This window comes from Chitinophaga sp. 9-1-y (assembly GCF_059511905.2).
Window position 1 is genome coordinate 2,156,251 of record NZ_CM197955.1, and the last position, 20,637, is coordinate 2,176,887.

Annotated in this window: 18 protein-coding genes; 7 read left to right on the forward strand and 11 right to left on the reverse strand. The window is 44.3% G+C overall.

Annotated features, from left to right (window positions below):
• Position 1: 1 nt before the first annotated feature.
• Together AC5ZC7_RS08455 and AC5ZC7_RS08460 are read right to left on the reverse strand one after the other, a co-directional pair.
• Positions 2–3,259, reverse strand: a complete 3,258-nt coding sequence (locus AC5ZC7_RS08455) for a SusC/RagA family TonB-linked outer membrane protein (RefSeq protein ID WP_496162716.1) — start codon at positions 3,257–3,259, stop codon at positions 2–4.
• 56 nt (positions 3,260–3,315) lie between these two features.
• Positions 3,316–4,677: a redoxin domain-containing protein gene (locus AC5ZC7_RS08460; RefSeq protein WP_496162717.1), complete on the reverse strand. Its 1,362-nt coding sequence runs from the start codon at positions 4,675–4,677 to the stop codon at positions 3,316–3,318.
• Between the two features lie 295 nt (positions 4,678–4,972).
• On the opposite strand from AC5ZC7_RS08460, the gene AC5ZC7_RS08465 reads away from it, so the two are divergent.
• Positions 4,973–5,506: a sigma-70 family RNA polymerase sigma factor gene (locus tag AC5ZC7_RS08465; protein ID WP_496162718.1), complete on the forward strand. Its 534-nt coding sequence runs from the start codon at positions 4,973–4,975 to the stop codon at positions 5,504–5,506.
• A 34-nt stretch (positions 5,507–5,540) separates the two neighbouring features.
• On the opposite strand, the gene AC5ZC7_RS08470 is transcribed toward AC5ZC7_RS08465, so the two are convergent.
• Positions 5,541–7,001 (reverse strand): hypothetical protein, encoded by a 1,461-nt coding sequence (locus AC5ZC7_RS08470; RefSeq protein WP_496162719.1) that lies wholly within the window; start codon positions 6,999–7,001, stop codon positions 5,541–5,543.
• 89 nt (positions 7,002–7,090) lie between these two features.
• On the opposite strand from AC5ZC7_RS08470, the gene AC5ZC7_RS08475 reads away from it, so the two are divergent.
• The gene (locus tag AC5ZC7_RS08475; RefSeq protein ID WP_496162720.1) at positions 7,091–8,122 is read left to right on the forward strand and encodes a glycoside hydrolase 5 family protein; all 1,032 of its coding nucleotides are present in this window, start codon (positions 7,091–7,093) and stop codon (positions 8,120–8,122) included.
• Between the two features lie 26 nt (positions 8,123–8,148).
• Positions 8,149–8,745: a DNA alkylation repair protein gene (locus AC5ZC7_RS08480; RefSeq protein ID WP_496162721.1), complete on the forward strand. Its 597-nt coding sequence runs from the start codon at positions 8,149–8,151 to the stop codon at positions 8,743–8,745.
• Positions 8,746–8,812: 67 nt separating this feature from the next.
• On the opposite strand, the gene AC5ZC7_RS08485 is transcribed toward AC5ZC7_RS08480, so the two are convergent.
• A complete protein-coding gene (locus AC5ZC7_RS08485) occupies positions 8,813–10,042 on the reverse strand; it encodes a thioredoxin fold domain-containing protein (protein ID WP_496162722.1) in 1,230 nt (409 codons plus the stop codon).
• Positions 10,043–10,419: 377 nt separating this feature from the next.
• Positions 10,420–11,457: an aldo/keto reductase gene (locus AC5ZC7_RS08490; protein WP_496162723.1), complete on the reverse strand. Its 1,038-nt coding sequence runs from the start codon at positions 11,455–11,457 to the stop codon at positions 10,420–10,422.
• Positions 11,458–11,552: 95 nt separating this feature from the next.
• Here AC5ZC7_RS08490 and AC5ZC7_RS08495 point away from each other — a divergent pair, with 95 nt between their 5' ends.
• From AC5ZC7_RS08495 to cfa, 4 genes are all read left to right on the forward strand, one after another.
• Positions 11,553–12,395, forward strand: a complete 843-nt coding sequence (locus AC5ZC7_RS08495) for a helix-turn-helix domain-containing protein (protein WP_496162724.1) — start codon at positions 11,553–11,555, stop codon at positions 12,393–12,395.
• A 69-nt stretch (positions 12,396–12,464) separates the two neighbouring features.
• On the forward strand, positions 12,465–13,418 hold the full coding sequence (locus tag AC5ZC7_RS08500; RefSeq protein WP_496162725.1) for a GNAT family N-acetyltransferase: 954 nt from the start codon (positions 12,465–12,467) through the stop codon (positions 13,416–13,418).
• A 137-nt stretch (positions 13,419–13,555) separates the two neighbouring features.
• A complete protein-coding gene (gene fucP, locus AC5ZC7_RS08505) occupies positions 13,556–14,818 on the forward strand; it encodes an L-fucose:H+ symporter permease (protein ID WP_496162726.1) in 1,263 nt (420 codons plus the stop codon).
• A gap of 190 nt (positions 14,819–15,008) precedes the next feature.
• Positions 15,009–16,121, forward strand: coding sequence for a cyclopropane fatty acyl phospholipid synthase (cfa, locus tag AC5ZC7_RS08510; RefSeq protein ID WP_496162727.1), 1,113 nt, complete (start codon positions 15,009–15,011; stop codon positions 16,119–16,121).
• 8 nt (positions 16,122–16,129) lie between these two features.
• Here cfa and AC5ZC7_RS08515 read toward each other — a convergent pair whose 3' ends face one another.
• The 6 genes from AC5ZC7_RS08515 to ligD form a co-directional block, all read right to left on the reverse strand.
• The gene (locus AC5ZC7_RS08515) at positions 16,130–16,663 is read right to left on the reverse strand and encodes a c-type cytochrome (RefSeq protein ID WP_496162728.1); all 534 of its coding nucleotides are present in this window, start codon (positions 16,661–16,663) and stop codon (positions 16,130–16,132) included.
• Positions 16,653–17,303: an SCO family protein gene (locus AC5ZC7_RS08520; protein ID WP_496162729.1), complete on the reverse strand. Its 651-nt coding sequence runs from the start codon at positions 17,301–17,303 to the stop codon at positions 16,653–16,655. Before AC5ZC7_RS08520 ends, AC5ZC7_RS08515 begins: the two co-directional genes overlap by 11 nt.
• Positions 17,300–18,979, reverse strand: coding sequence for a cbb3-type cytochrome c oxidase subunit I (locus AC5ZC7_RS08525; RefSeq protein WP_496162730.1), 1,680 nt, complete (start codon positions 18,977–18,979; stop codon positions 17,300–17,302). Before AC5ZC7_RS08525 ends, AC5ZC7_RS08520 begins: the two co-directional genes overlap by 4 nt.
• Positions 18,980–18,982: 3 nt before the next feature.
• A complete protein-coding gene (locus tag AC5ZC7_RS08530) occupies positions 18,983–19,441 on the reverse strand; it encodes a cupredoxin domain-containing protein (protein ID WP_496162731.1) in 459 nt (152 codons plus the stop codon).
• Between the two features lie 10 nt (positions 19,442–19,451).
• Positions 19,452–19,577, reverse strand: a complete 126-nt coding sequence (locus tag AC5ZC7_RS08535; RefSeq protein WP_496162732.1) for a hypothetical protein — start codon at positions 19,575–19,577, stop codon at positions 19,452–19,454.
• A gap of 84 nt (positions 19,578–19,661) precedes the next feature.
• Complete coding sequence (gene ligD / locus AC5ZC7_RS08540; RefSeq protein WP_496162733.1) at positions 19,662–20,636, reverse strand: non-homologous end-joining DNA ligase; 975 nt, start codon at positions 20,634–20,636, stop codon at positions 19,662–19,664.
• Position 20,637: the final 1 nt, after the last annotated feature.

Genomic DNA, 20,637 nt, shown 5'->3' on the forward strand with positions numbered 1-20,637 from the left:
TTTAATAACTAATTTTTAAATTAAGGCCAAAGGATTTGGGCTGAGGTAAAGTAAAGTAGCCAATATAGTCGGGGTCTCTTTTCTCTTTATTGGCGCACCATATTAAGCCAAGATTATTGGCGAACAGTCCCACCTGAATTTTAACGGTTTTAATGACGGTAGGCGGGATATCATAAGATAGCACGATATCCGATAGCCGGATATGATCGCCTTTTCTAACCAGTACATCTGACAGCTGATAAGTGAAATCACGTAAAGGATCGTTATTGGCGGGGAAAGAAGGTACATTGGTGATTTTCTCGTCGCCTGGTTTTTGCCACCTCTTACTATAGTCCGCCACACCGATCCGCTGTGTTATCAAGTCGTTATAGCTAATAGAGGGAGTTCTAAAATAATAACCAAATTTGTAGCTAATAGTGGTGCTCAGGCTAAATTCTTTGTATAAAAAGGTGTTTCTCACGGAACCGAATATGGTTGGTAACGCTGGTCCTGAATAAACGAGATTATCAGTATTGGTTGATTTGCTGATTAGTACATAATCAGAAGATATTTTTCCATCTAAATATACTTGTGGATTTCCATTTTGAGGATCCAGTCCTGCCCATTTATAGCTGAAAATAGCATTTAATGGTTTCCCTACTATGGGCGAAATGGATCTTCCGTCATTTAACCGATTGGAAATGTTGGCGGTTGGGTTTTCATATTTGGTAACTTCTGTAGAATTGTAGCTGAAAAGACCGTTGATAATCCACTTAAACTTTTTATCCAGCACATTCGACCCGAGATCTAAATCAATTCCCTTGCCTTTCATAGAGGCAAGGTTCCTATAAAAGGTACCCGTTCCACCTCCATTAATGATGCCGGTAGTAGGATCAATGATAGCATAGCCCATTAAATCTTTTGCATTCTTTATATAGTAGTCAATACTGCCAAATAACCTTGATTTTGACAAGGAGAAGTCGACACCAAAGTCAAGAATACCTATTTTTTCCCACCGCAGTTGTGGGTTGGCGGGACTTTCAATTTTGAGATATTTCAAGTTGGTAATATCTGAAACGCCAGATGATACAATGGTAAATGCTGAAGTCCTTTTGTCGACATTACCATTATATCCAAAGCTGGCCCGGAGTTTTAGCATCTGGAATAGTCCATGGGGAATAAAATCCTCTTTTGATAAAAGCCAGCTGCCGGCAATATGCCAGAGTGGAACGCTTTTTTGGTTTGTTTTAACACCAAATAGGTTACTTTCATCAATTCTTCCACTTACAGAGAAGGTGTATTTTTCCTGTAGTGTATATGCGCCGTTTGCATAGAAAGATTTATATCTGTCCAGCAGATAGTTACTTTGATCCATAAATGGAATCTTCAGGTATATATTCATTGGCGTTGTGAGGAACTGGGTAATATAGTCAACGCCATATGATGACCCGTCTTTATCGGCATATCCGTATAGTTTGTTTTTGGTCATCTCTGTTTTTTCCTCCTTAACTTCAAATCCTCCAATTATATTAAGATAATGTATACCAAAAGATTTATCGAAGTTTAGCTGGGCCCGGACTGTTTTTGATGTTAAATCATTGTTGCTATGGTCGATGATACCCCCGGGAGGGATAGGTGTACTAATCACTTTCCCCGAAGCGTCAACCTGAGCATATTGGTTAACCAGGTTCCTGGCAGAATATGAACTTTCATCCTGAACGGCTTTTTGCCTCATCGAAATTTTTTGATTTTGATATTTTATATCAACACTAAGCCCTTTCAAGATATTATACTTGATACCGAATTTGATAAGATTGTCAATATTTTTGTTTGATATAGAATTAGCAAGCATGTTTTGAATGGGATTGTAGGTCCAATCCAGGTAGCCATTGGATATGGCTGCATTGATAAAAGTGGTATTATAATCCCAGTTGATGTTATTCCAGCTTCCATTATCGTTTTTTAATTGTGCGTAGGGATAGATAAGTTTTTGAAAGCCTGAGGTGGCACTGTAGGAGCCGTTAGTGGTATTATTGGCGTCAGTGCTTAGGATCTGAATACCGGCAGATAAAGTCAGGTTCCTGATAGGATTCAGTGTGATTGCCGACTTCAACGTATAGCGGGTATAATCATTGTTTTTGATATTGTATGCGTTTCTGTCATACCCACCGGACACATAATAGGTAAGATTTTGAGTGCCGCCGGACAGATTGAGATGATATTGCTGGTAAATACTTTTTCTATAGTAATATTTTTCGTAGTCGTTTCTGACGTCTTTTGTTCTCAAGGAATCAATACTGCTGTTGACCTGCTGTGGAGTTAGAATACCGTCACGGCCTTTTATCAGTAGTTCTACCACCGGAGTTAAGGCGTTTTTGGTGAGTGAGTTTTCATCGTAATTATAATAGCCACTTTCAAATAGTTTTTTCTCTACGTCGATAAAGTCTGACGTAGACATGCCAGGAGTATAGAAAAGGTTAGGTTTTTCGCCTAGTGTTAGGTTACTCGCAAAATCCATTTTTAATGCCTGACCTTTGTATCCCTTTTTGGTATTGATTACGATAACTCCGTTTCCGGCCCTTACGCCCCATATTGCTGCTGCTGCTGCATCTTTCAGTATGTTGATACTTTCCACATCATTGGGGTTGATACTATTAATGTCTCCATCAAAGGGAAAGTTGTCCAGTACTATTAATGGTTGTGTATTGGCGTAGATCGTACTTACCCCCCGAATAGAAAAACTGGGATTGTCATCTCCGGCTCTCCGGTCAAACTGGATACTGGGAGTTAGGTTTTCTAATCTGCTTATTACGTCAGAGGAGGGCTTTCTGTTAAATAATTTATTTTCTACTGTACTTATAGATCCGGTAGAATGATTAACGCTTAAAGTTTGATAACCTGTAGAAACTTCTACTTCTTTCAATTGGGTTTTTACAGGAGAAAGGATAATGTTGTACTTGTTTTCTCTTAGAGAGTTAACATATACTACTTTGTTTTCGTAGCCTATGTAGCTTATACTCATTTGGTTCCTGAGCCCTTTTAGCATTATGCTAAAATGGCCACTGGCGTCGCTGAGAATGCTTCTGTTGCTATTTAATATTTTTATTGTCGCGCCAGATAAGGGAGTGTTGTCCGCTGACATAATGGTCCCTGTAATAAGATATTGATCTGCAGATTGGGCCATGGAGTTTATTGAAGTTGAAAATATGCATGCGATTACGCATAATGACAACTGCATCAAGAAATGTACATAATATGATAGGCGTATAATTGGTTTCATTTTCATAGATTGAGTGATGAGAATATTGCCTGTTCTTTGCGTATGAAATAGATGGTTTATTTATTTTCCTTTAGGATTCTCATAGTTAGTAATCTTTTGGATTTTACCAACCCCAGGCCATACTTGTTTAACTCAAGCATCAGCTTTTTCAGGTCCCATTCCGGATCCTTAATATCAATATCTATATTATAATCTATGCCGGTTTCATTAACTAGCGGAGGTAGGTTGGGGATATACGATAGCAGATATGCGAATTGTTTCATAGACTGATTCTGGAGTTTGATGGATTCCAGTATTTCTTCTTTTGGTTCGCCGCCTTTTGTTCTTAAGGGAAGGTATTTTTTTTTGTCTTTTAGCGTAACAAGAAGTAAGCAATCAACCTCCCGTTTCTCAACAGTATAAGAACAGTTGAAGAATGTATTTAATTCCTTTCTCAATATTTCACGGATGTGGTCAGCCTGCATTTCGGGTACTATCAGATCAACAGAGTAAGAATGCTCATAAGCCCATGCAGAAATATCTATATCACGTTTGGGGCTTTCATATTTTGTTTTATCACCTACTTCCAGTATTAGTCTGTTATTGTAACTGTAATCTTCTTTTACTGGATCTTCTGTCATCTGGTATAGTGCAACAATACTTTTGTTTACAGAGTATATATGATTTGTTTTTTTTGAGTTACCCACATTTGTACGACCTGACCATGCATTCACGCCATCGAGATATCCTGTGATAAGTGATCTGTAAAGGAAATGGTCTTCATTGCCACCATTGTTCTTAATTAGAAGTGGAGTTGATACATCAAATTGGGTATTATCAGTTTTAATTTTTGCATCTAATGAATCTCCATTTAATGCGCGCCGGATATTGGCTGCTGTTACATATGAAGAGGCAGTAGTAGCCAATAGCTTTCCTTCTTTATCAATCCATACATAATGAGGAACTGCTATGTGTTTGAACATGTAACCGAGTGAAGAATCTAATGGAATAATTGGCACGCCTAGTTTGACGGCATGGGTGGATTCCCATTTTTGGACGAGGTTTTCAATTTTTGCCATGTCATCTCTGGTGTTTTTTTTGTAGTTAACCAGAAAGATTTGCAGGTCGGCGCCAAATTCTTTTTGCAGGCTGTCTATATGTGAAAATGCCTCGACACAACTTGTGCACCAGGTCGCCCAGAAATCAAAGATGACTACCTTACCTTTTAGGTCTGACATTCGAAGCTCGTTCGTGGAATAGTTTAGTACATTTCCAATTCTAATATCAGGTATAGCATCCCCAATTTGAATTTCCTTTTGAGGATCTGGATGGGTACTGCGAATACCTGGTAACCTGGGAGTAGCTGGTCCCTGTGCATAGTTATTATTACATATCGTTAATAACATAACAGGTAGTAAGCAGGTGGTTTTCCATGACATATCGTAATAATTATTAGTTCGGTTTTTATAGTTATAGCAGCTATCGTTCTTTACGACCGGAATCGAATCCGCTCGATTAATATTGACTTTTACGGTTATAGATTGGTTTTTTGAGGGAAAAATCTTCACACGACTATTAAGGAAGGAACGGTTTCATGTAGTAAGTACTATTGGATACTCCGGTTTTCATGTTAATATAATATGAACAATATTGAAACCGGTTTTTATTAACTTTCGATTTACAGTTTTTGGGGGGATATTTATTTGATTGCATCAGAATTTAATGATTATTCTTATGCAGGAAATAAGCGATGAGGCACTGTTTAATCTTGTGAAGATTGGGTGTAGCGACGCATTTGATATACTTATAATACGTTATCGGCGATTGCTGTTTGCATCTGCTTGTCAGCGATTAGGAATTGAGGAGGCAGAGGATGCTGTACAGGAACTGTTCATCTGGATCTGGCAAAAGAAAGGGAGTGTCCAGTTACAGTCCTCTTTAAAAAATTACCTCTGTGGAGCCATTAAGCATTATTGTCTTAATAAAATCAGATCACAGAAAATGATCCGGAAACGTCAGCAACAGTACGCTTATATTAGAGATATTTGTATTATTCCTTCCGAACTCGAGACTAAAGAGTTGGGAATGCATCTGCAGCGAGCCATCGATAATATTGCACCCGCCAGTAGGGCTGTTTTCCAGATGCAGTACCTGGAGGGAATCAGCCAGCGAGAAATAGCAGCTCAAAGGGGTATTGGCCTGCAAACGGTGAAGAATCAGGTGTTGGCGGCCTTGAAAGAACTTCGAAGCAGTCTCAAACAGGTTTAGTATTAGACCTGCTATTTCGCTGGACCCATATTGATTATGCGGATTTAGTTGTGAACATTTCCAGTTTTTCAGCAATTAATAACGAAAATGAGATGCAAAGGATCAAAGGAAGCACCTGGTACCGAAATACAATTGGCGAGGCTAATATACTGAAGCCACAGTTTGCCAGTAAGAATATGAAAGTTATGATTAACGCCTTGTGAAGTGTATGGTCTTTCGCCCTGTTGCGCGCCAGGTTTTTGATCCATAAAATGAATGTCCACAGAAAGAATATATTAACGATCAGGAAAATGCCGGGAAAAAGTCGAAGAATATGCCCTTGCGCTGTTAGGGAAATAGCTTTTACATTTATATCAGTATAATGAAACCATCCAGCAGCAATTGGGTATACTTTTGTTTCTCCAAGATTATATACTTCCAGTTTTTCTAATGAGGGAGAACAATAGTTGATGGCATTGGGTAAGAGAAAATACCTGGCAAAGGCTGCTGGATGGCGCATAATTAAGAACTTTCCATAGCTTCCGTAAATAGGAGCTACCATTCCCCAGGAAATAACACCATGCGTGGGATCTTTATCGGTATTGACATGAGTTTCTACATATTGTTTTAGAGGTGCATAAGGGAATTTAATATAAAATGCACCATCTCTTGGGGAAATTCTTTTTGCATTTTCATGGTATTTGTCGAAGAATCGCTTCACCTCCTTGTCAAAGTCCTGACACCCTGCCGGCGGTGCTCCATCTTCGATAATAAACGGATACATATACAGCGCATTGTTCGCCATTTGCCAGCCGCCGAAAATAGAAAACTGCCGATGGCCGGTAAGCTGCTCAGCACTGTTCTTTGTATGATTGATAAACACTAGTATAAGTACCAATGGTAACGCAATGCCTGCCAGTTTCCAGATCAAAGTACGTTTGGACATCAGTAGTGCGATGGCACTGATTAGTGGGTAAAACATGGCATTATACCGAATGGTAAATAGCACCACTATTAGTAACCCATGAATGAATATCTGCGCTGGACGGGGCCGGTGTATAATCCAAAGCAACTGTGTAACCCATAATAAACTCAACGCCAGAAACAACGCATCACTGGAAATGTAATTGCTTAAATATAAAAGTAATGGATTGAAAAACAGGCACGAGAAAATGATAATGCTAATCCATCTTCCCGGTGTATAGAAATACCGGAGCGTAAAGAAAAAATACAACGCCATCAATTGCCCAAACAAATATTGAAAGGCTACTACCGCGGTATCTGAATGGGTGACCTGGTGGAATAACCACAGAAATTTCGAATACCCGATCGGCCATATATTTACATCTAGCCGTGCCGCCGCCGCAAATATGTAACTATACGAATCCGAAAAGAAATCCGCAAAAGGATAACAGAGTTTAAAAATGATCAGCTGTACAATAGCGCCAATAGCCGCTACCAGCAAATAAATACGATTATCCTTGGATAACACGAACGAGGGAAAAGTAGTTGACATATGCGTAGGGTTGTATAATAAATTACGGTACTACTACTGAAGTATTTTTTCCTTTTTTGTAAAACAACAAATGATAATAATAACTTAACATGAAAGCAATGATTGCACTGTTGCTCTGCAGCAGTACCCTTTTCGCACAATCACGCTGGTCGGCAGAAAAAGCCAGCAAATGGTATCAGCAACAACCCTGGATGACCGGCGCCAACTTCATTCCTTCTACCGCCGTGAATCAATTGGAAATGTGGCAGAGCCCCACCTTTGATCCGGCTACTATTAAACGGGAGCTGGGCTATGCAAAAGCGATTGGCTTTAATACGATGCGTGTATATCTTCATCATGTGGCCTGGCAGGAAGATGCCGTGGGATTTAAAGCGAGGGTACAACAATACCTGGAGATCGCCGGCGATAACCATATCAAAACCATCTTCGTTTTTTTCGACGATTGCTGGCGGGATCAATACCAGGCAGGTACACAGCCGGCCCCGGTTCCGGGTGTACACAACAGCGGATGGTTGAAAGACCCCGGTGGTTATATTGATACTAACCCCGCATTAATGGATACGCTGCAATGGTATGTAAAAGATATCCTGACAACCTTCCGTAGTGATGATCGTATCGCCATGTGGGACCTGTATAATGAACCAGGACACTTTGGCCATGGCGACAAAAGCTGGCCCCTCCTCAAGAATGTGGTAGCCTGGGCAAGAGCGGTGCAGCCGGAGCAACCTGTTACGATAGGGATATGGAATAAAGACTTTACGGTTTTTAATCAATTCCAATTGGAAAATTCTGATATTATTACCTTTCACAATTACCGGGATACTACTTCGTTGATGACGGCCATAGATACGCTGAAAACCTACAAACGGCCTGTGATCTGTACAGAGTACATGAAGCGCCCTAATAACAGCACTTTTGCCACGCATTTGCCGATTTTCAAAGCCAATGGTATTGGTGCTATCAACTGGGGATTAGTAGCCGGTAAAACGCAGACCAATTACCCGCAGGGAAACAAAGGGGGAGAACCGGAGCCTGCAATATGGTATCACGATATCTTCCGCCCGGATGGATCACCCTTCGATGAAAATGAAACTGTTTTTATCAAACAAATGAATGAATAGCTATATTGCCATCAAATAGTATTTCCATGTTATCATCAGTAATTGCTGACCTGAAAAAAACGGAACATGGTTTCAAACATGTGATGGAAGCGGGCGATAAAATCATCGCGACAGCAGGAGATCACCTGGCAACAGCTACAGCACTCATCAGCGGCGATAGCTACCAGGAACGGATGCTGGGCGTTTATATGCTTGGCTTATTATCTCCTGAAAATAAAAAAGCATTGCAACTACTCAAAACCAGGGTGGTAACAGACGAGAACTGGCGGGTGCAGGAAATGCTGGCCAAAGCCATCGATCATTACTGCAGCGTGATCGGGTATGAAACGGCGTTGCCGGAAATAACCTACTGGGCAACGCATAAAGATCCTTTCTTGAACAGAGCCGTGGTAGAGGGGTTACGTATCTGGACCAGCCGGCCCTATTTTAAAACGCATCCGGAAACGGCTATTGCATTGATCAGTCAGCTGAAGTCAAAAGAGAGTGAATATCTCCGGAAGTCAGTGGGGAATGCATTACGGGATATCCGGAAAAAGCATAAAGACCTGGTAGACCAGGAAATGAAAAGCTGGAACCTGAACACGCCATTGATTGCTTTTGTACACAAGCTGGTGATAAAATAAAAACCGGTTCATGGGTGGCCATAATGCTTTCCATGAACCGGTCTTTTTTTATTGGAGGTTGATCAGACTATTCCCAGTATTTATCCCCTTTCTTCATTCTTTCCAGGGTAGTTTCGTAATTCTTTTTTTCATCGCCTACAGCCTTATTTATTGCTTTTTCTTCCCAGGCGAGGGCGTCTTCTTTCTTACCGGATTTATACAGCAGGTTAGCGTAGGTATCCATGTAAGCAGGAATTTCCTGGTCTTTGAAAGAACGTTTGCTCCATTCGAGGGCTTGTTCTATGCATTGCATATCATTACATTTTTCGAAGATGGTCCATGCATATTCATTTAATGCCTGTGGATCTGCTTTGTGGCCGTATTTTTTCATATAGGCTACAATGTTAGTCACGGCATTGTTGGCATCTTTTACATAGCTGTAATATTGCACTTTTGTTTTCAGGACCAGTTCTTCCGCGATAGCCGGATATTTGGCTTTCAGATTTTTTTCAACGGAGGCGAAGTCTGGCGCGCTGTTGTCTTTTTTCATCAGCTGTGGATATACTTCTTCTTTCGCTACAATTTCCATCACTTTATCCTCTGCTTTACCAGCACCGAGTACTTTGTTTACTTTATCAGCATGGTGGAGGAACATGTCGAAACCCACATCTTTGCTGCTGTTGGTGAATTTCTCGATGAAGTCCAGGTTACCTGGTGTATACAGATTTTTCTGTTGGGCCAGGTACATTTTGGAGATCTCAGAGGCATTTGCCTGGTCGTATTTGTCTAATGCCAAAAGCGCGATTTGACGCAGGAAGGCAGTATCTTTCTGTCCTTTCTTGAATTTGTCCAGCTGCGTGTAATATTGGGTAGCTGGTTCGAGAGAGGCAGCGCATCTTTTGATGAATCCATCTGCATCAGCACCGCCCACCTGGCGGTCTACGATATGGCCATCCGGTGCAAATACCAGGAAAGTAGGATAAGCGCGGATGCTGTAATCTTTCTCAATTTCTTTGGCAGAAGTATACCAGTTTTTTACGTCGTCGTTATCTTTTTCAGTTTTATCCATCTGCACTTTTACGCTGATGAATTTATCGTTCATGAAGCTGCCTACTTTTTCCTGCGGAAAAATATTAGCCGACATATACTTGCAGGGGCCGCACCAGGTAGTGAAACAGTCCATGAAGATATACTTGTTTTCCGCTTTGGCTTTAGCTTGTACATCCGCCCAGGACGTGCCATGTTCAAAGTGGATGCCTTGTTCCTGTGCTACTGCCATGAACGGCAACAGGAAGGAGAGGAGAAATAATTTTTTCATAATGCTGGTTTGATTTTAACCTACTAATTTAAGGTAGTTCGGGAACATAACGGGCCGCCACTGGAAATAATTTGACAAGATAAGTTTGAAGCGGGCGTGCCGAGGTAGCGCGTTTCCCAACTCCTTTAACAAGCTGCAAAAAAGATCAGCAGTTATCATTAACACCCCTATTGGGTACCTGGGGGAAAGTGGCGGAAAGGGGCATCGATGGTTATAAAACTTATGCAGGCGGTAACGGATTTGACCTGAAACTATATAGTGATTACACCTACTTCAGACATACCATGCATAAAGCAAAAAGCTATTGTGGCGAATGGTTGAAACGGATATTTTGATCCCTTACTCGCTACAATAGCTTTATGCTTTCCGCTTTATGCTCAATAAAACGATGGTGGCGGATTGAGTGTAAGATTTTGCCGCTGATGCCAGTAAGGATAAATGGTAGGCACTTCACTGGCAGCATCCAGTTGTTTCACCTGGTCAGTGGTCAGGTTCCAGCCGGTGGCGCCCAGGTTTTGAATCAGCTGCTCTTCATTACGCGCGCCAATAATGATGCTGGAAACCGTAGGGCGTTGCAACAGCCAGTTAATGGCTATCTGGGCCACCGTTTTGCCGGTTTCGGCAGCAATGGCATCCAGGGCATCAATAATATTATAGAAGACGTCATCCCGGATCGCGGCCTCCGGCACCGGACTTCCGCCCTGTGCTACCCGCCCCTGCGGAGGAACAGGACTGTTGCGGCGATATTTTCCTCCCAATTTACCTGCGGCCAACGGCGACCACACGATGGCGCCAATGTTTTGGTCTATACCCAGTGGCATCAGTTCCCATTCATATTCACGGTTAGCGAGCGAATAATATACCTGGTGTCCTACATACCGGTTCCTCCCATACTTGTCGGCGATGGCCTGGGATTTCATCAGGTGCCAGCCAGAGAAGTTGGAGGCGGCAATATAACGTACTTTGCCACTTTGAATTAAATCATCCAGCACCCGCATCGTTTCTTCCACGGGCGTAACGCCGTCAAAGCCGTGCATGTGGTAGATGTCGATGTAATCGGTACCGAGGCGTTTCAAACTACCTTCAATTTGCCGCAGGATGTGAAAGCGGGAAGAGCCCTGGTTATTCGGCCCTTTGCCAAATGTGAAGGTGGATTTGGTAGAAAGCAGCAGCTGATCTCTTTTACCAGCAATGGCTTTGCCGAGAATTTCTTCGGAAAGTCCTTCAGAATAAACGTCAGCAGTGTCGAACAGGTTCACGCCGGCGTCCAGGCATACATTTACCAGCCGGGTGGCTTCTGCTACCTGGGTACTGCCCCAGGCTTTAAAGAACTCATTGCCTCCGCCAAAGGTGGCGGTACCAAAGCTGAGCACCGGTACTTGCAGTCCGGATGCCCCTAATTGTCTGTATTCCATCAAAGATGATTTTATATGTTAAGCAGGAACAAAGGTCTGGGAAAGACGGGACGTAGCAGTTGTAAATTTATAGCATATAATTGTATTTTTGTGAGATGAAGAAGCTGAAGCAGTTTGACACGCTGGTGATTCACGCCTTTGAAGAAGATGTATTTCATCAGCCCGTACATAGTCATACCTACTATGAAATCGTGTATATCTTTAAAGGCAGCGGTATCCACCATCTTAATAATAACCAGCTTCCCTATAAAGCGGGCGACCTGTTCCTGATTTCCCCGGAAGATGAGCATTACTTTCACATCAGCAAAACCACCCGGTTTGCCTTCATCAAATTCACCGATAGTTATTTCAGCACCAAAAATCACCTGGCACCTGATGTCTTTTTAATGGGCAAGCCGGAAACGATGATGCGGCATAAGCTGCTGAAAGAAGTGAAGCTCACGCTGGAGGAGCCCTGCAAAACTATTTTGCGTAATACCGTGGAAAGTATTGTGGCCTATAATTGCCGCCAGGACGTAGCTACGTCACCGTTAGTATACTACCAGATCCTGTCAGTTTTTGGTTTGGTGAAAGAAGCAATTGCCAAACTGGATATCCGTATTGATCATGGTGCGCCCGATAAAGAAGCGTTGATCTCTTATATCCATCAGCATATTTATGAGCCGGAAAAAATCCAGGTAAAAAATATTGCTGCACACTTCAACATTGCCGTCAATTATTTCAGCGCTTATTTCAAAAGAAACTTTAACATCAGCTACCGGGAGTATGTCAATTGTTATCGCACGAAACTGATTGAAAAGAGAATTACCTGCGGACAGTTAACGCTGAAACAAATTTCCGCTGAATTTGGCTTCGCTGATGAAAGCCATCTCTCTCATTTCTTCAGAAGCCGACATAAGATGACGCCGGTATCCTTCCGTCGTAAAGCAGAAAAATAGCGATAAAAAACAAGGCCGTTTTAAAATTATTATTATATTTACGTAACTAGTTACGTAATTGATTGTAATATGGAATTCTTTAATAAAACCGGTAAGGCAGCGCTTGGCAGCAGGCTGCGTATGTTAACGGAAACTATCACCGAAGGCGCTGCCCAGATCTACGAATTATATAACACGCCCTTGCAACCCAAATGGTTTCCGGTATTTTATGTGCTGTCGGAAGGAGCAGAGAAAACCATCACCGCCATCGCCAAAGAAATTGGGCATTCCCATCCCTCCGTCAGCAAGATCATTGCAGAAATGAAGAAGCAAGGACTGGTAGCGGAGAAAAAGGATAAAGCAGACGGCAGAAGGAACATGGTGCGTCTCACCAAAAAAGGCACCGATATTAACGCAAAGCTCGCCGATCAGCTCATTGATGTGGGAAATGCCATTGAAGACATATCTTCCCAAACTACCCACGACCTGTGGAAAGCCATCGCGGAATGGGAATACCTGCTGGCACAGCGGTCACTGTTAGACCGGGTAAAAGAACAGCAGAAGAAGCGCGAGGCGGCTAACGTGCGAATCGTGGATTACCAACCGGAATATAAGGCTGCTTTCAAAGCATTGAACGTGGAGTGGATTTCCAATTATTTTAAAATGGAGGAAGCGGATTATAAATCACTGGACAACCCGGAAGGCTATATCCTGCAAAAAGGCGGACATATTTTCGTGGCCCTCTACAAAGACGAGCCAGTAGGAGTTTGTGCCTTAATAAAAATGGAGGATCCGGACTACGATTACGAGATGGCAAAAATGGCGGTATCTCCCAAAGCCCAGGGGAAAAGTATAGGATGGCTGCTGGGGCAAGCCATTGTACAGAAAGCTACCGCGTTAGGCGCCCGGAATATTTACCTGGAAAGCAATACCATCCTGAAGCCGGCTATCAGCCTGTACGAAAAGCTGGGCTTCAAAAAAGTCGCTGGTCGCCCTACGCCTTATGAACGCGCTAATATACAAATGGAATTACCGCTGAAATAGCGATGGTGGCCTCCTCCCGGGGAGGCCATTTTGTTTCCCCCAAGACTAGTGATTATTAAATCGGTGCCGTATATTGGTACCTGAAAACAGTCGGTATGGCTGTCAGACCACGTTATACATAATTAAAACTCAGGACTATGATTTCATCCGGGCAGGAAGCTATTCCGGCGGCTAAAAATTCCACTACTTTATTACCGGCAAAATTTACAGAAAAGAAATACGTCATTACGCTGATTTTCGTCACCTCCCTGTTTATGTGCTGGGGGATAGCGTTGACCATGGGAGATGTGTTAAACAAACATTTCCAGAATGTATTGGGCTTGTCTAAATCACAATCGGGCCTGGTACAGTTTTCTATTTTTGGTGCTTATGCGCTGATGGGTATCCCGGCAGGGCTATTTATTAAAAAGATGGGATACAAAAACGGTGTGTTACTGGGCCTCACGTTATACGCCCTGGGCGCCTTTTTGTTTGTGCCTGCGGCCAACGCGGCTTCCTTCACGGTATTCCGTATCGCATTATTTGTGTTGGCCTGCGGCATGGCTACACTGGAAACGGTGGCGCATCCGTTTATGGCAGCATTGGGAGATCAGCGCACGAGCGACCAGCGGATTAATTTCGCGCAGTCTTTCAACGCGGTAGGCGCTATGGTAGGCCCTACCCTGGGCACGCACTTTTTACTCAGCGCCGGGCATGAAGCAGGTGCCGAACTGGTATCCGTAAAAACGCTGTACATCTATATTGGTGCGGTGATTGCCGCTATTGCGGTAGCTTTTGCATTGGTGAAAGTGCCGCCGGTAACAGACCCGCATGACGGTGCTGCAGACGCCGCGGTTACTACTGGCCCCCGGAAGAAATTATACCAGCAAAAACATTTTGTATGGGCAGTAGTGGCGCAGTTCTTTAATGTGGCTGCACAGGCGGGTACCTGGGCTTTCTTTATCAACTATGGTCATGAAGTCATGGGCTTTTCCGATGAAAAAGCCGGCTATTTCATGCTGCCTTTCATGGGGATGATGCTGGCAGGAAGGTTTGTAGGCACTGCCTTAATGCGGTATATCGCGCCGAATAAACTACTCGCAGCATTTGCGTTGGGCAATATACTGATGTGTATCCTGGTGGCGCAGGGCTGGGGCTGGACCTCCTACATCGCATTGCTGATGATTAATTTCTTCTTCAGTATCATGTATCCTACTATTTTCAGTCTTGGTTTGAAAGACCTCGGACCGCAAACGCAGCAGGCATCGTCGTTTATTGTGATGGGGATGTTTGGTGGCGCTATCTTTCCTTTCATCATGGGACGCCTGGCAGATACCAATATTGCCACGGCTTACTATCTGCCCATCGCTTGCTATGCGGTTATTTTTTACTTCGGATATAAACTGTATAAACTCAGGTAGTGCCGGCCCATAGCAGTGGCTAACGGGTAAGGGTATATGATCAGATAAATTATCCTTCCGACGTACGGAAGTTGGGGAGAAAGCCGTTCTATAAGAACGGCTTTTCTTTTGCACCAAAACCTGAACAAAGCATTGAGCTGTATTGTTCCTATAGCAGATATTCATGAGAAGGGCGGTTAAAACGTTTGCTATGCTCCAACATCCCCAAAATATCGTTACCAGTCTTTTATCTGCCGCCGGTGTTACTGTAAACGGTCAGCAGCCATGGGATATACAGGTACATGAAGCAGCTTTTTACGAGGAAGTACTTAACAGTGGCTCGCTTGGACTGGGAGAATCTTACATGAACAGCTACTGGGATTGCCAGCAGCTGGACCAGTTTTTTACAAAAATATTGCTGGCGAACCTGGATACCCGTGTTAAAAAGAGTTTCCGGTTTAAGGCAGACATTTTACTCGCCCGGTTATTGAATCATCAAACACCAGCCAAAGCTTACCGCAATGGCAGCGCACACTATGATACCGGCAATGACCTTTTCGAGGTGATGCTGGACAAACGGATGACGTATACCTGCGCTTTCTGGGATCAGGCTACCAACCTGGATGAAGCCCAGGAACAAAAACTAGATCTCAGCTGCCGTAAGTTACTGCTGAAGCCGGGTATGCATGTGCTGGACATCGGTTGTGGCTGGGGAAGCTTCGCCAAATTTGCTGCGGAAAAGTACGGGGTACGCGTTACCGGTATTACTATTTCCAAAGAACAGGCGGAACTGGGCCGGGAACGCTGTAAAGGCTTACCGGTGGAGATCCGGCTGGCAGACTATCGTAGCCTGAACGAACCTTTTGATGCCATTGTTTCCCTGGGGATGTTTGAACACGTAGGATATAAAAACTATGACGCCTATATGAAAATGGCACATCGCTGCCTGAAAGACGATGGTTTATTTTTACTCCATACCATCGGAGGCAATGTGCCCAATGCATTTACAGATCAGTGGCTCAATAAATACATTTTTCCCAATGCCATGATACCTACTATCCGGCTCATCGGGCAGTACATAGAAGGACTGTTTGTGATGGAGCACTGGCAGAATTTCAGTGTCAATTATGATCGCACATTGATGGCCTGGTACCAGAACATTCTGCAAAACTGGGATCAGCTGAAAGCAAAGTATGACGCTACTTTTTTCCGCATGTGGAAGTATTATCTTCTATCCTGCGCCGGTTCTTTCCGGGCCAGGAAAAGCCAGTTATGGCAAATTGTACTTTCCAAAAATGGGGTGCCGGGGGGGTATCGGTTTTAAGATTGTTGTTATTCCTGTTTTTTCTCCTCCATATGTTGTTCGTAGCTTTTAAGGTTCACGAGGAATACCAGTAAAATGATCATCACTATTACCAGCATAATGTAGGCAATCATAAACGGCATGTTGTAAATGGTGAGTGGCATCAGGTTCGGTTGTGTTTGCCCGGGCCGGGGAAAGGGCGCATCATCTTTGGGGGCTTTGCCGGCTTCTTCTTTGATATAGGCGAGGATATCGCGTATATGGTCATCGCTCAGATCGGGGTGATCGGGCATGGCTACCTGGTTGTTTTGATTGTATACTGTCAGGGCGGCTTTGTCGCCTGCTTTGATCATGGTTTGGGATGATTTAACGAAGCTGATGATCCAGGCTTCCGGATGGCGTTCTTCCACACCTGCCAGTGCCGGACCCGTCAGCTTTTTATTTACATTGTGACAGGAGGCACACCTTGCCTGGAATAGCGTTTTACCTGCTGCCGGATCCGCAGCTTTTATGATGACCGGCGCGCAAAGCAGGATCATAACGAGCAAGTGTTTACTGTTCATGTTGTAATTTTTTGATGTCATCCAGGAGTATGTTTATTTCTGTAGCAGTAGTGCCTTTATAGTAGCCCCTGATATGTTGTTGTTTATCCAGTAAGACGATGTTATCGCTGTGTATGAAATCATCTTCGCCGCCATCCCCATCGGTGGCAGTGATGTAGAGTCCTTTCCTGGCGAAGTAATACAACGTTTTTTTATCGCCGGTCAGTAGTTTCCAGTGGTGGCCGTTCACCGGTAATTTGCCGGCATAGCTACGTAATTTATCCGGTGTATCCCGCACCGGATCAACCGTGAGGGAAAGCAATATCACGGAGGAGTCGGCGGCCTGTATGCGGCGTATTTGCTGCATCATGGCCGGGCATATTACCGGGCAGGAAGTGAAGAAAAAATTGGCGACGGTGATATGACCCTGCAACAGTGTATTCGTTACCGTTATACTGTCCTGGTCTGTAAAAGCGAAAGCAGGTAATTGGGCCGCCTTTTTCACGGTATTCACCGGTACATTGTTGGGGCCATACAGGGGCAACTGGCCGTATCTGTTTTCCGTCCAGTGTACAATACCGTAAGCCAGCAGCGGCAGGGTGATCAACGCCGCCATCGCTGGTTTCCAGGAATGGAGTATATGGAATGAAGGGCCTTTCATTTTTTGAGGATAACAGGTGTAGGATCTGCTGGCTGATAAGGCGGTGCTTTCCTGCCAGTATTATTCAGCGCATCGGAAATAGCCGGGATGTAGGCCAACAGGATAATAAGCCCCATCAGTACCAGCCAGGGACGGAAAGTATCAAATAAGGGAATGTGCTTGTCTTCGTGATAACTTTCGCTGACCGGAAAATCGATGACACTGGCCATGGTCTTCTTCCGGAAAAAAGTACCAAAAAATACAATGAAATAAAGGAACCCGGCAATAAACATGATACCTCCGCCTGCCAGTCCCAGCATACTGGAAATCACCCAGTAGGAATGAAACTGCTCGCTGGCAGGATTCAGGTAAGTAAGCCCCATATTGGTTCTGCGGGGCTCGCCCATTAAGCCGCCCCACATCAGCCCGGCCGAAAAAATCAATACGCCTACTGTCCACAGATAAGGAATGATGGTGTTGATAGTAGGCAGGAATATTTTTCTACCCGTTAGCTGTGACACCAGGAAGATAGACATGCCCAGTATCGCGAGGAACACGGGCCCCGCTACGGTAAGGTGAAAGTGGCCGGGAATAAAAGCGGTATTATGTACTACGTTGTTCAAGGAATAAGAAGCGTTCACCAACCCTGTTAATCCGCCGAAAATAAAGAGGATTAATCCATTGATGAGGTATCCGAACAGGAACACATCTTTCCTGAAAAAGGGCAGCTTCCAGATCCAGCTATATAGGCCTTTTCCGCCCCGTAACCGCGACGCATACTCTAACGAGGCGGCAATGGTGAACGCCGTGATAAAGCTGGGAATGGCTACACCAAAGGTGAGTATAGACTGTGTGAGCTTAATGCCTCTGCCAATGGAAGGATCGCCAAACTGGTGATGCACCCCGATAGGAATCGATAACAACAGGAAAAGAAAGAAAGCGATACGTCCGGCGGTGGCGGAGTATAGCTTTCCACCGGCCAGTTTGGGCAGCATGGTATAAAACATGATATAGGAAGGTAATAGCCAGAAGTATACCAGCGCATGACCGAAGAACCAAAATAACGTACGCGCCAATACTACGTTTACACCGGCAGTCCATCCCATGCTCCAGGGCACCAGCAGGATCAGTACTTCATAGGCCACGGCCAGTGTGCAAACAAACCAGATGGTAAAGTTCACCAGCGTGCCAATCACGGCCAGCGGCGTGTTGATATCCCGGTGGGTGCGCTTCCATCTAACATATACCACGCACCAGTCCCAATACGCTACCCAGGAACCAACAATCAGCATGGCCGTACCAATGTAAAATGCAGGATGCGCTTTCAGCGGCGGATAAAAGGTATACAGCACAGAGGCTTTGCCCGCCAGCATGGCGGCAGCAGCCATCAGGGTGCCCGTTATCATCAGTACCATCGACAGGAGGGTGGCTTTCCTGCCGGGTTCCTGCTTCAGGTAAAAGGCGATGGTAGCGTGTCCAAAAGCTACCGCAAAAAAAGTGGTGAGTACTATGGCATTAATAACACCATGGAGGGTGAGGCCCTGGTAATAGTCCAGTTTGGCTACGGAAGCCTGATGAATAACCCCGGCCCGGTAAATCACCTGCATTAATCCATGATAGATGCCGACCGTGAGTAACAGTACCGGTACAAATAACTCTATCAGTATAATGTTCTTCAGGAACCTGCTTACATTCATCGGTTACTTATTTTTATTAGGATAGTTGACGATAATTTCGGCTTCCATATTCTGATGCCCTGTACCACAGTATTCATGGCATACTACTTTGTATACCCCGGGTTCATCAAAGTGGATGGTGGTTTTGGATACACCTCCCGGTACGGCCATCAGGTTTACATTCTTATTAAAAATATTAAAGCCGTGTACCACATCCAGCGAGGTCACGAACAGGTCTACCTCACTGCCTACCGGGATATAGGAGATAGCAGGCTCAAAGTTCCACATCCTGGCTACATAGAAAATCTGGTAGGTACTTTTATCTACCTGGTTTACCCGGGCAGTTTCGTAGGCCTTGTCATAGGGCAAACACTCGGTAACATCCGCCTTTTTAGCGCCCATCGCATAAAACAGCGAAAAGATGAACAGGAGGGATACACAGAGTGCAGTGATGATGACGTTCCTTTCAAATTGGTCGATCATAGTGAACGATTTAGATCCTGGAAAGCATTAGAAAATAGATGCCAAACCAAATGATTAATCCGAGGACTACCAGCAACACAAAGAATGCTACGGCGCCACGAGGTACAAATTTGTCCGGGTGTTGAGAATCAGACATAAGGATACAGGTTTTCTTATCTTCCTATTACAATTAATCAATGGGAAGTGTTTACCCGAACCTAAATTAAATGAGGAAAGCGGGTTAAGACAGCAAGGGTTTTAGTTTGTCGAGTATGGTGTTCATATTGACGCCTTTTCCGAGCAGTCCCTGTAACAGGTCTCCTTCGCGGGCAATCCGTTGCGGCATATTATAGATGTTGAAGTCGCTTACTTTCAGGCCTTTTTTCACTTCTGCCCAATGCAATGGTGCAGAAACGGTGGCGCCGGGCCGGGGACGCAGTGCGTAAGCGGATGCTACGGTTTGTATCTGCCTGTTCTGGAGAAAGTCGAGATATATCTTCCCTTTTCGTTTAGCCGGCGTTCTGAGTACGCTGGTGATAGCAGGGAGGCGCCGGTTGGCAATGCCCACCACTAATTCCGCCAGCATGCGGGATTGTTCGAAGGTATATTTGGCACCTAACGGAATCAGTATATGCATGCCAGTAGCGCCGGATGTTTTTACGAAAGCAGTAGCGCCGATTTGATCGAGGATGTCTTTGATAACCAGCGCCGTTTCTATCACCTGGTTAAAGGGGTTAGTATCAGGATCGAGGTCAATGAGGCAGTAGTCGGGGTAATCCGGGTTGTTGATCCGGCTGTGCCAGGGATTTAGTTCTATACAGCCCAGGTTGGCCATGTAAAGGAGACTGGCTTTATCGGTACAGACCATGAATTCTTTCGTCTCTCCATCTGTATCACTGGTATACGGGAAACGTTTTATCCAGGAGGCGACTTTGTCTTCTACATTTTTCTGGTAGAAGTGAAAGCCTTTGATGCCTTCCGGGAAGCGGTTGAGCGACTGTGGCCTGTTTTTCAGGTAGGGGAGTATGGTATCGGCGATGGCCGCGTAATAGTTGATCATATCTCCTTTGGTAATGCCTTCGTCGGGCCAGTATAGCTTATCGAGGTTCGTCAGTTTGAGCAGGTGCCCATCCATTTTAACAGACGCCTGTTTTTCACCTTCCGGCAGGAAAGGTGTTGGAGCTAAAGGTTTTTTCTGTCGGGTAGCTGCGCACATA

What these genes read in the sequence shown, in the direction of transcription:
- AC5ZC7_RS08455 (WP_496162716.1), bottom strand. Translation starts at nt 3,259, where the DNA reads ATGAAACCAATTATACGCCTATCATATTATGTACATTTCTTGATGCAG.
- AC5ZC7_RS08460 (WP_496162717.1), bottom strand. Translation starts at nt 4,677, where the DNA reads ATGTCATGGAAAACCACCTGCTTACTACCTGTTATGTTATTAACGATA.
- AC5ZC7_RS08465 (WP_496162718.1), top strand. Translation starts at nt 4,973, where the DNA reads ATGCAGGAAATAAGCGATGAGGCACTGTTTAATCTTGTGAAGATTGGG.
- AC5ZC7_RS08470 (WP_496162719.1), bottom strand. Translation starts at nt 7,001, where the DNA reads ATGTCAACTACTTTTCCCTCGTTCGTGTTATCCAAGGATAATCGTATT.
- AC5ZC7_RS08475 (WP_496162720.1), top strand. Translation starts at nt 7,091, where the DNA reads ATGAAAGCAATGATTGCACTGTTGCTCTGCAGCAGTACCCTTTTCGCA.
- AC5ZC7_RS08480 (WP_496162721.1), top strand. Translation starts at nt 8,149, where the DNA reads ATGTTATCATCAGTAATTGCTGACCTGAAAAAAACGGAACATGGTTTC.
- AC5ZC7_RS08485 (WP_496162722.1), bottom strand. Translation starts at nt 10,042, where the DNA reads ATGAAAAAATTATTTCTCCTCTCCTTCCTGTTGCCGTTCATGGCAGTA.
- AC5ZC7_RS08490 (WP_496162723.1), bottom strand. Translation starts at nt 11,457, where the DNA reads ATGGAATACAGACAATTAGGGGCATCCGGACTGCAAGTACCGGTGCTC.
- AC5ZC7_RS08495 (WP_496162724.1), top strand. Translation starts at nt 11,553, where the DNA reads ATGAAGAAGCTGAAGCAGTTTGACACGCTGGTGATTCACGCCTTTGAA.
- AC5ZC7_RS08500 (WP_496162725.1), top strand. Translation starts at nt 12,465, where the DNA reads ATGGAATTCTTTAATAAAACCGGTAAGGCAGCGCTTGGCAGCAGGCTG.
- fucP (WP_496162726.1), top strand. Translation starts at nt 13,556, where the DNA reads ATGATTTCATCCGGGCAGGAAGCTATTCCGGCGGCTAAAAATTCCACT.
- cfa (WP_496162727.1), top strand. Translation starts at nt 15,009, where the DNA reads ATGCTCCAACATCCCCAAAATATCGTTACCAGTCTTTTATCTGCCGCC.
- AC5ZC7_RS08515 (WP_496162728.1), bottom strand. Translation starts at nt 16,663, where the DNA reads ATGAACAGTAAACACTTGCTCGTTATGATCCTGCTTTGCGCGCCGGTC.
- AC5ZC7_RS08520 (WP_496162729.1), bottom strand. Translation starts at nt 17,303, where the DNA reads ATGAAAGGCCCTTCATTCCATATACTCCATTCCTGGAAACCAGCGATG.
- AC5ZC7_RS08525 (WP_496162730.1), bottom strand. Translation starts at nt 18,979, where the DNA reads ATGAATGTAAGCAGGTTCCTGAAGAACATTATACTGATAGAGTTATTT.
- AC5ZC7_RS08530 (WP_496162731.1), bottom strand. Translation starts at nt 19,441, where the DNA reads ATGATCGACCAATTTGAAAGGAACGTCATCATCACTGCACTCTGTGTA.
- AC5ZC7_RS08535 (WP_496162732.1), bottom strand. Translation starts at nt 19,577, where the DNA reads ATGTCTGATTCTCAACACCCGGACAAATTTGTACCTCGTGGCGCCGTA.
- ligD (WP_496162733.1), bottom strand. Translation starts at nt 20,636, where the DNA reads ATGTGCGCAGCTACCCGACAGAAAAAACCTTTAGCTCCAACACCTTTC.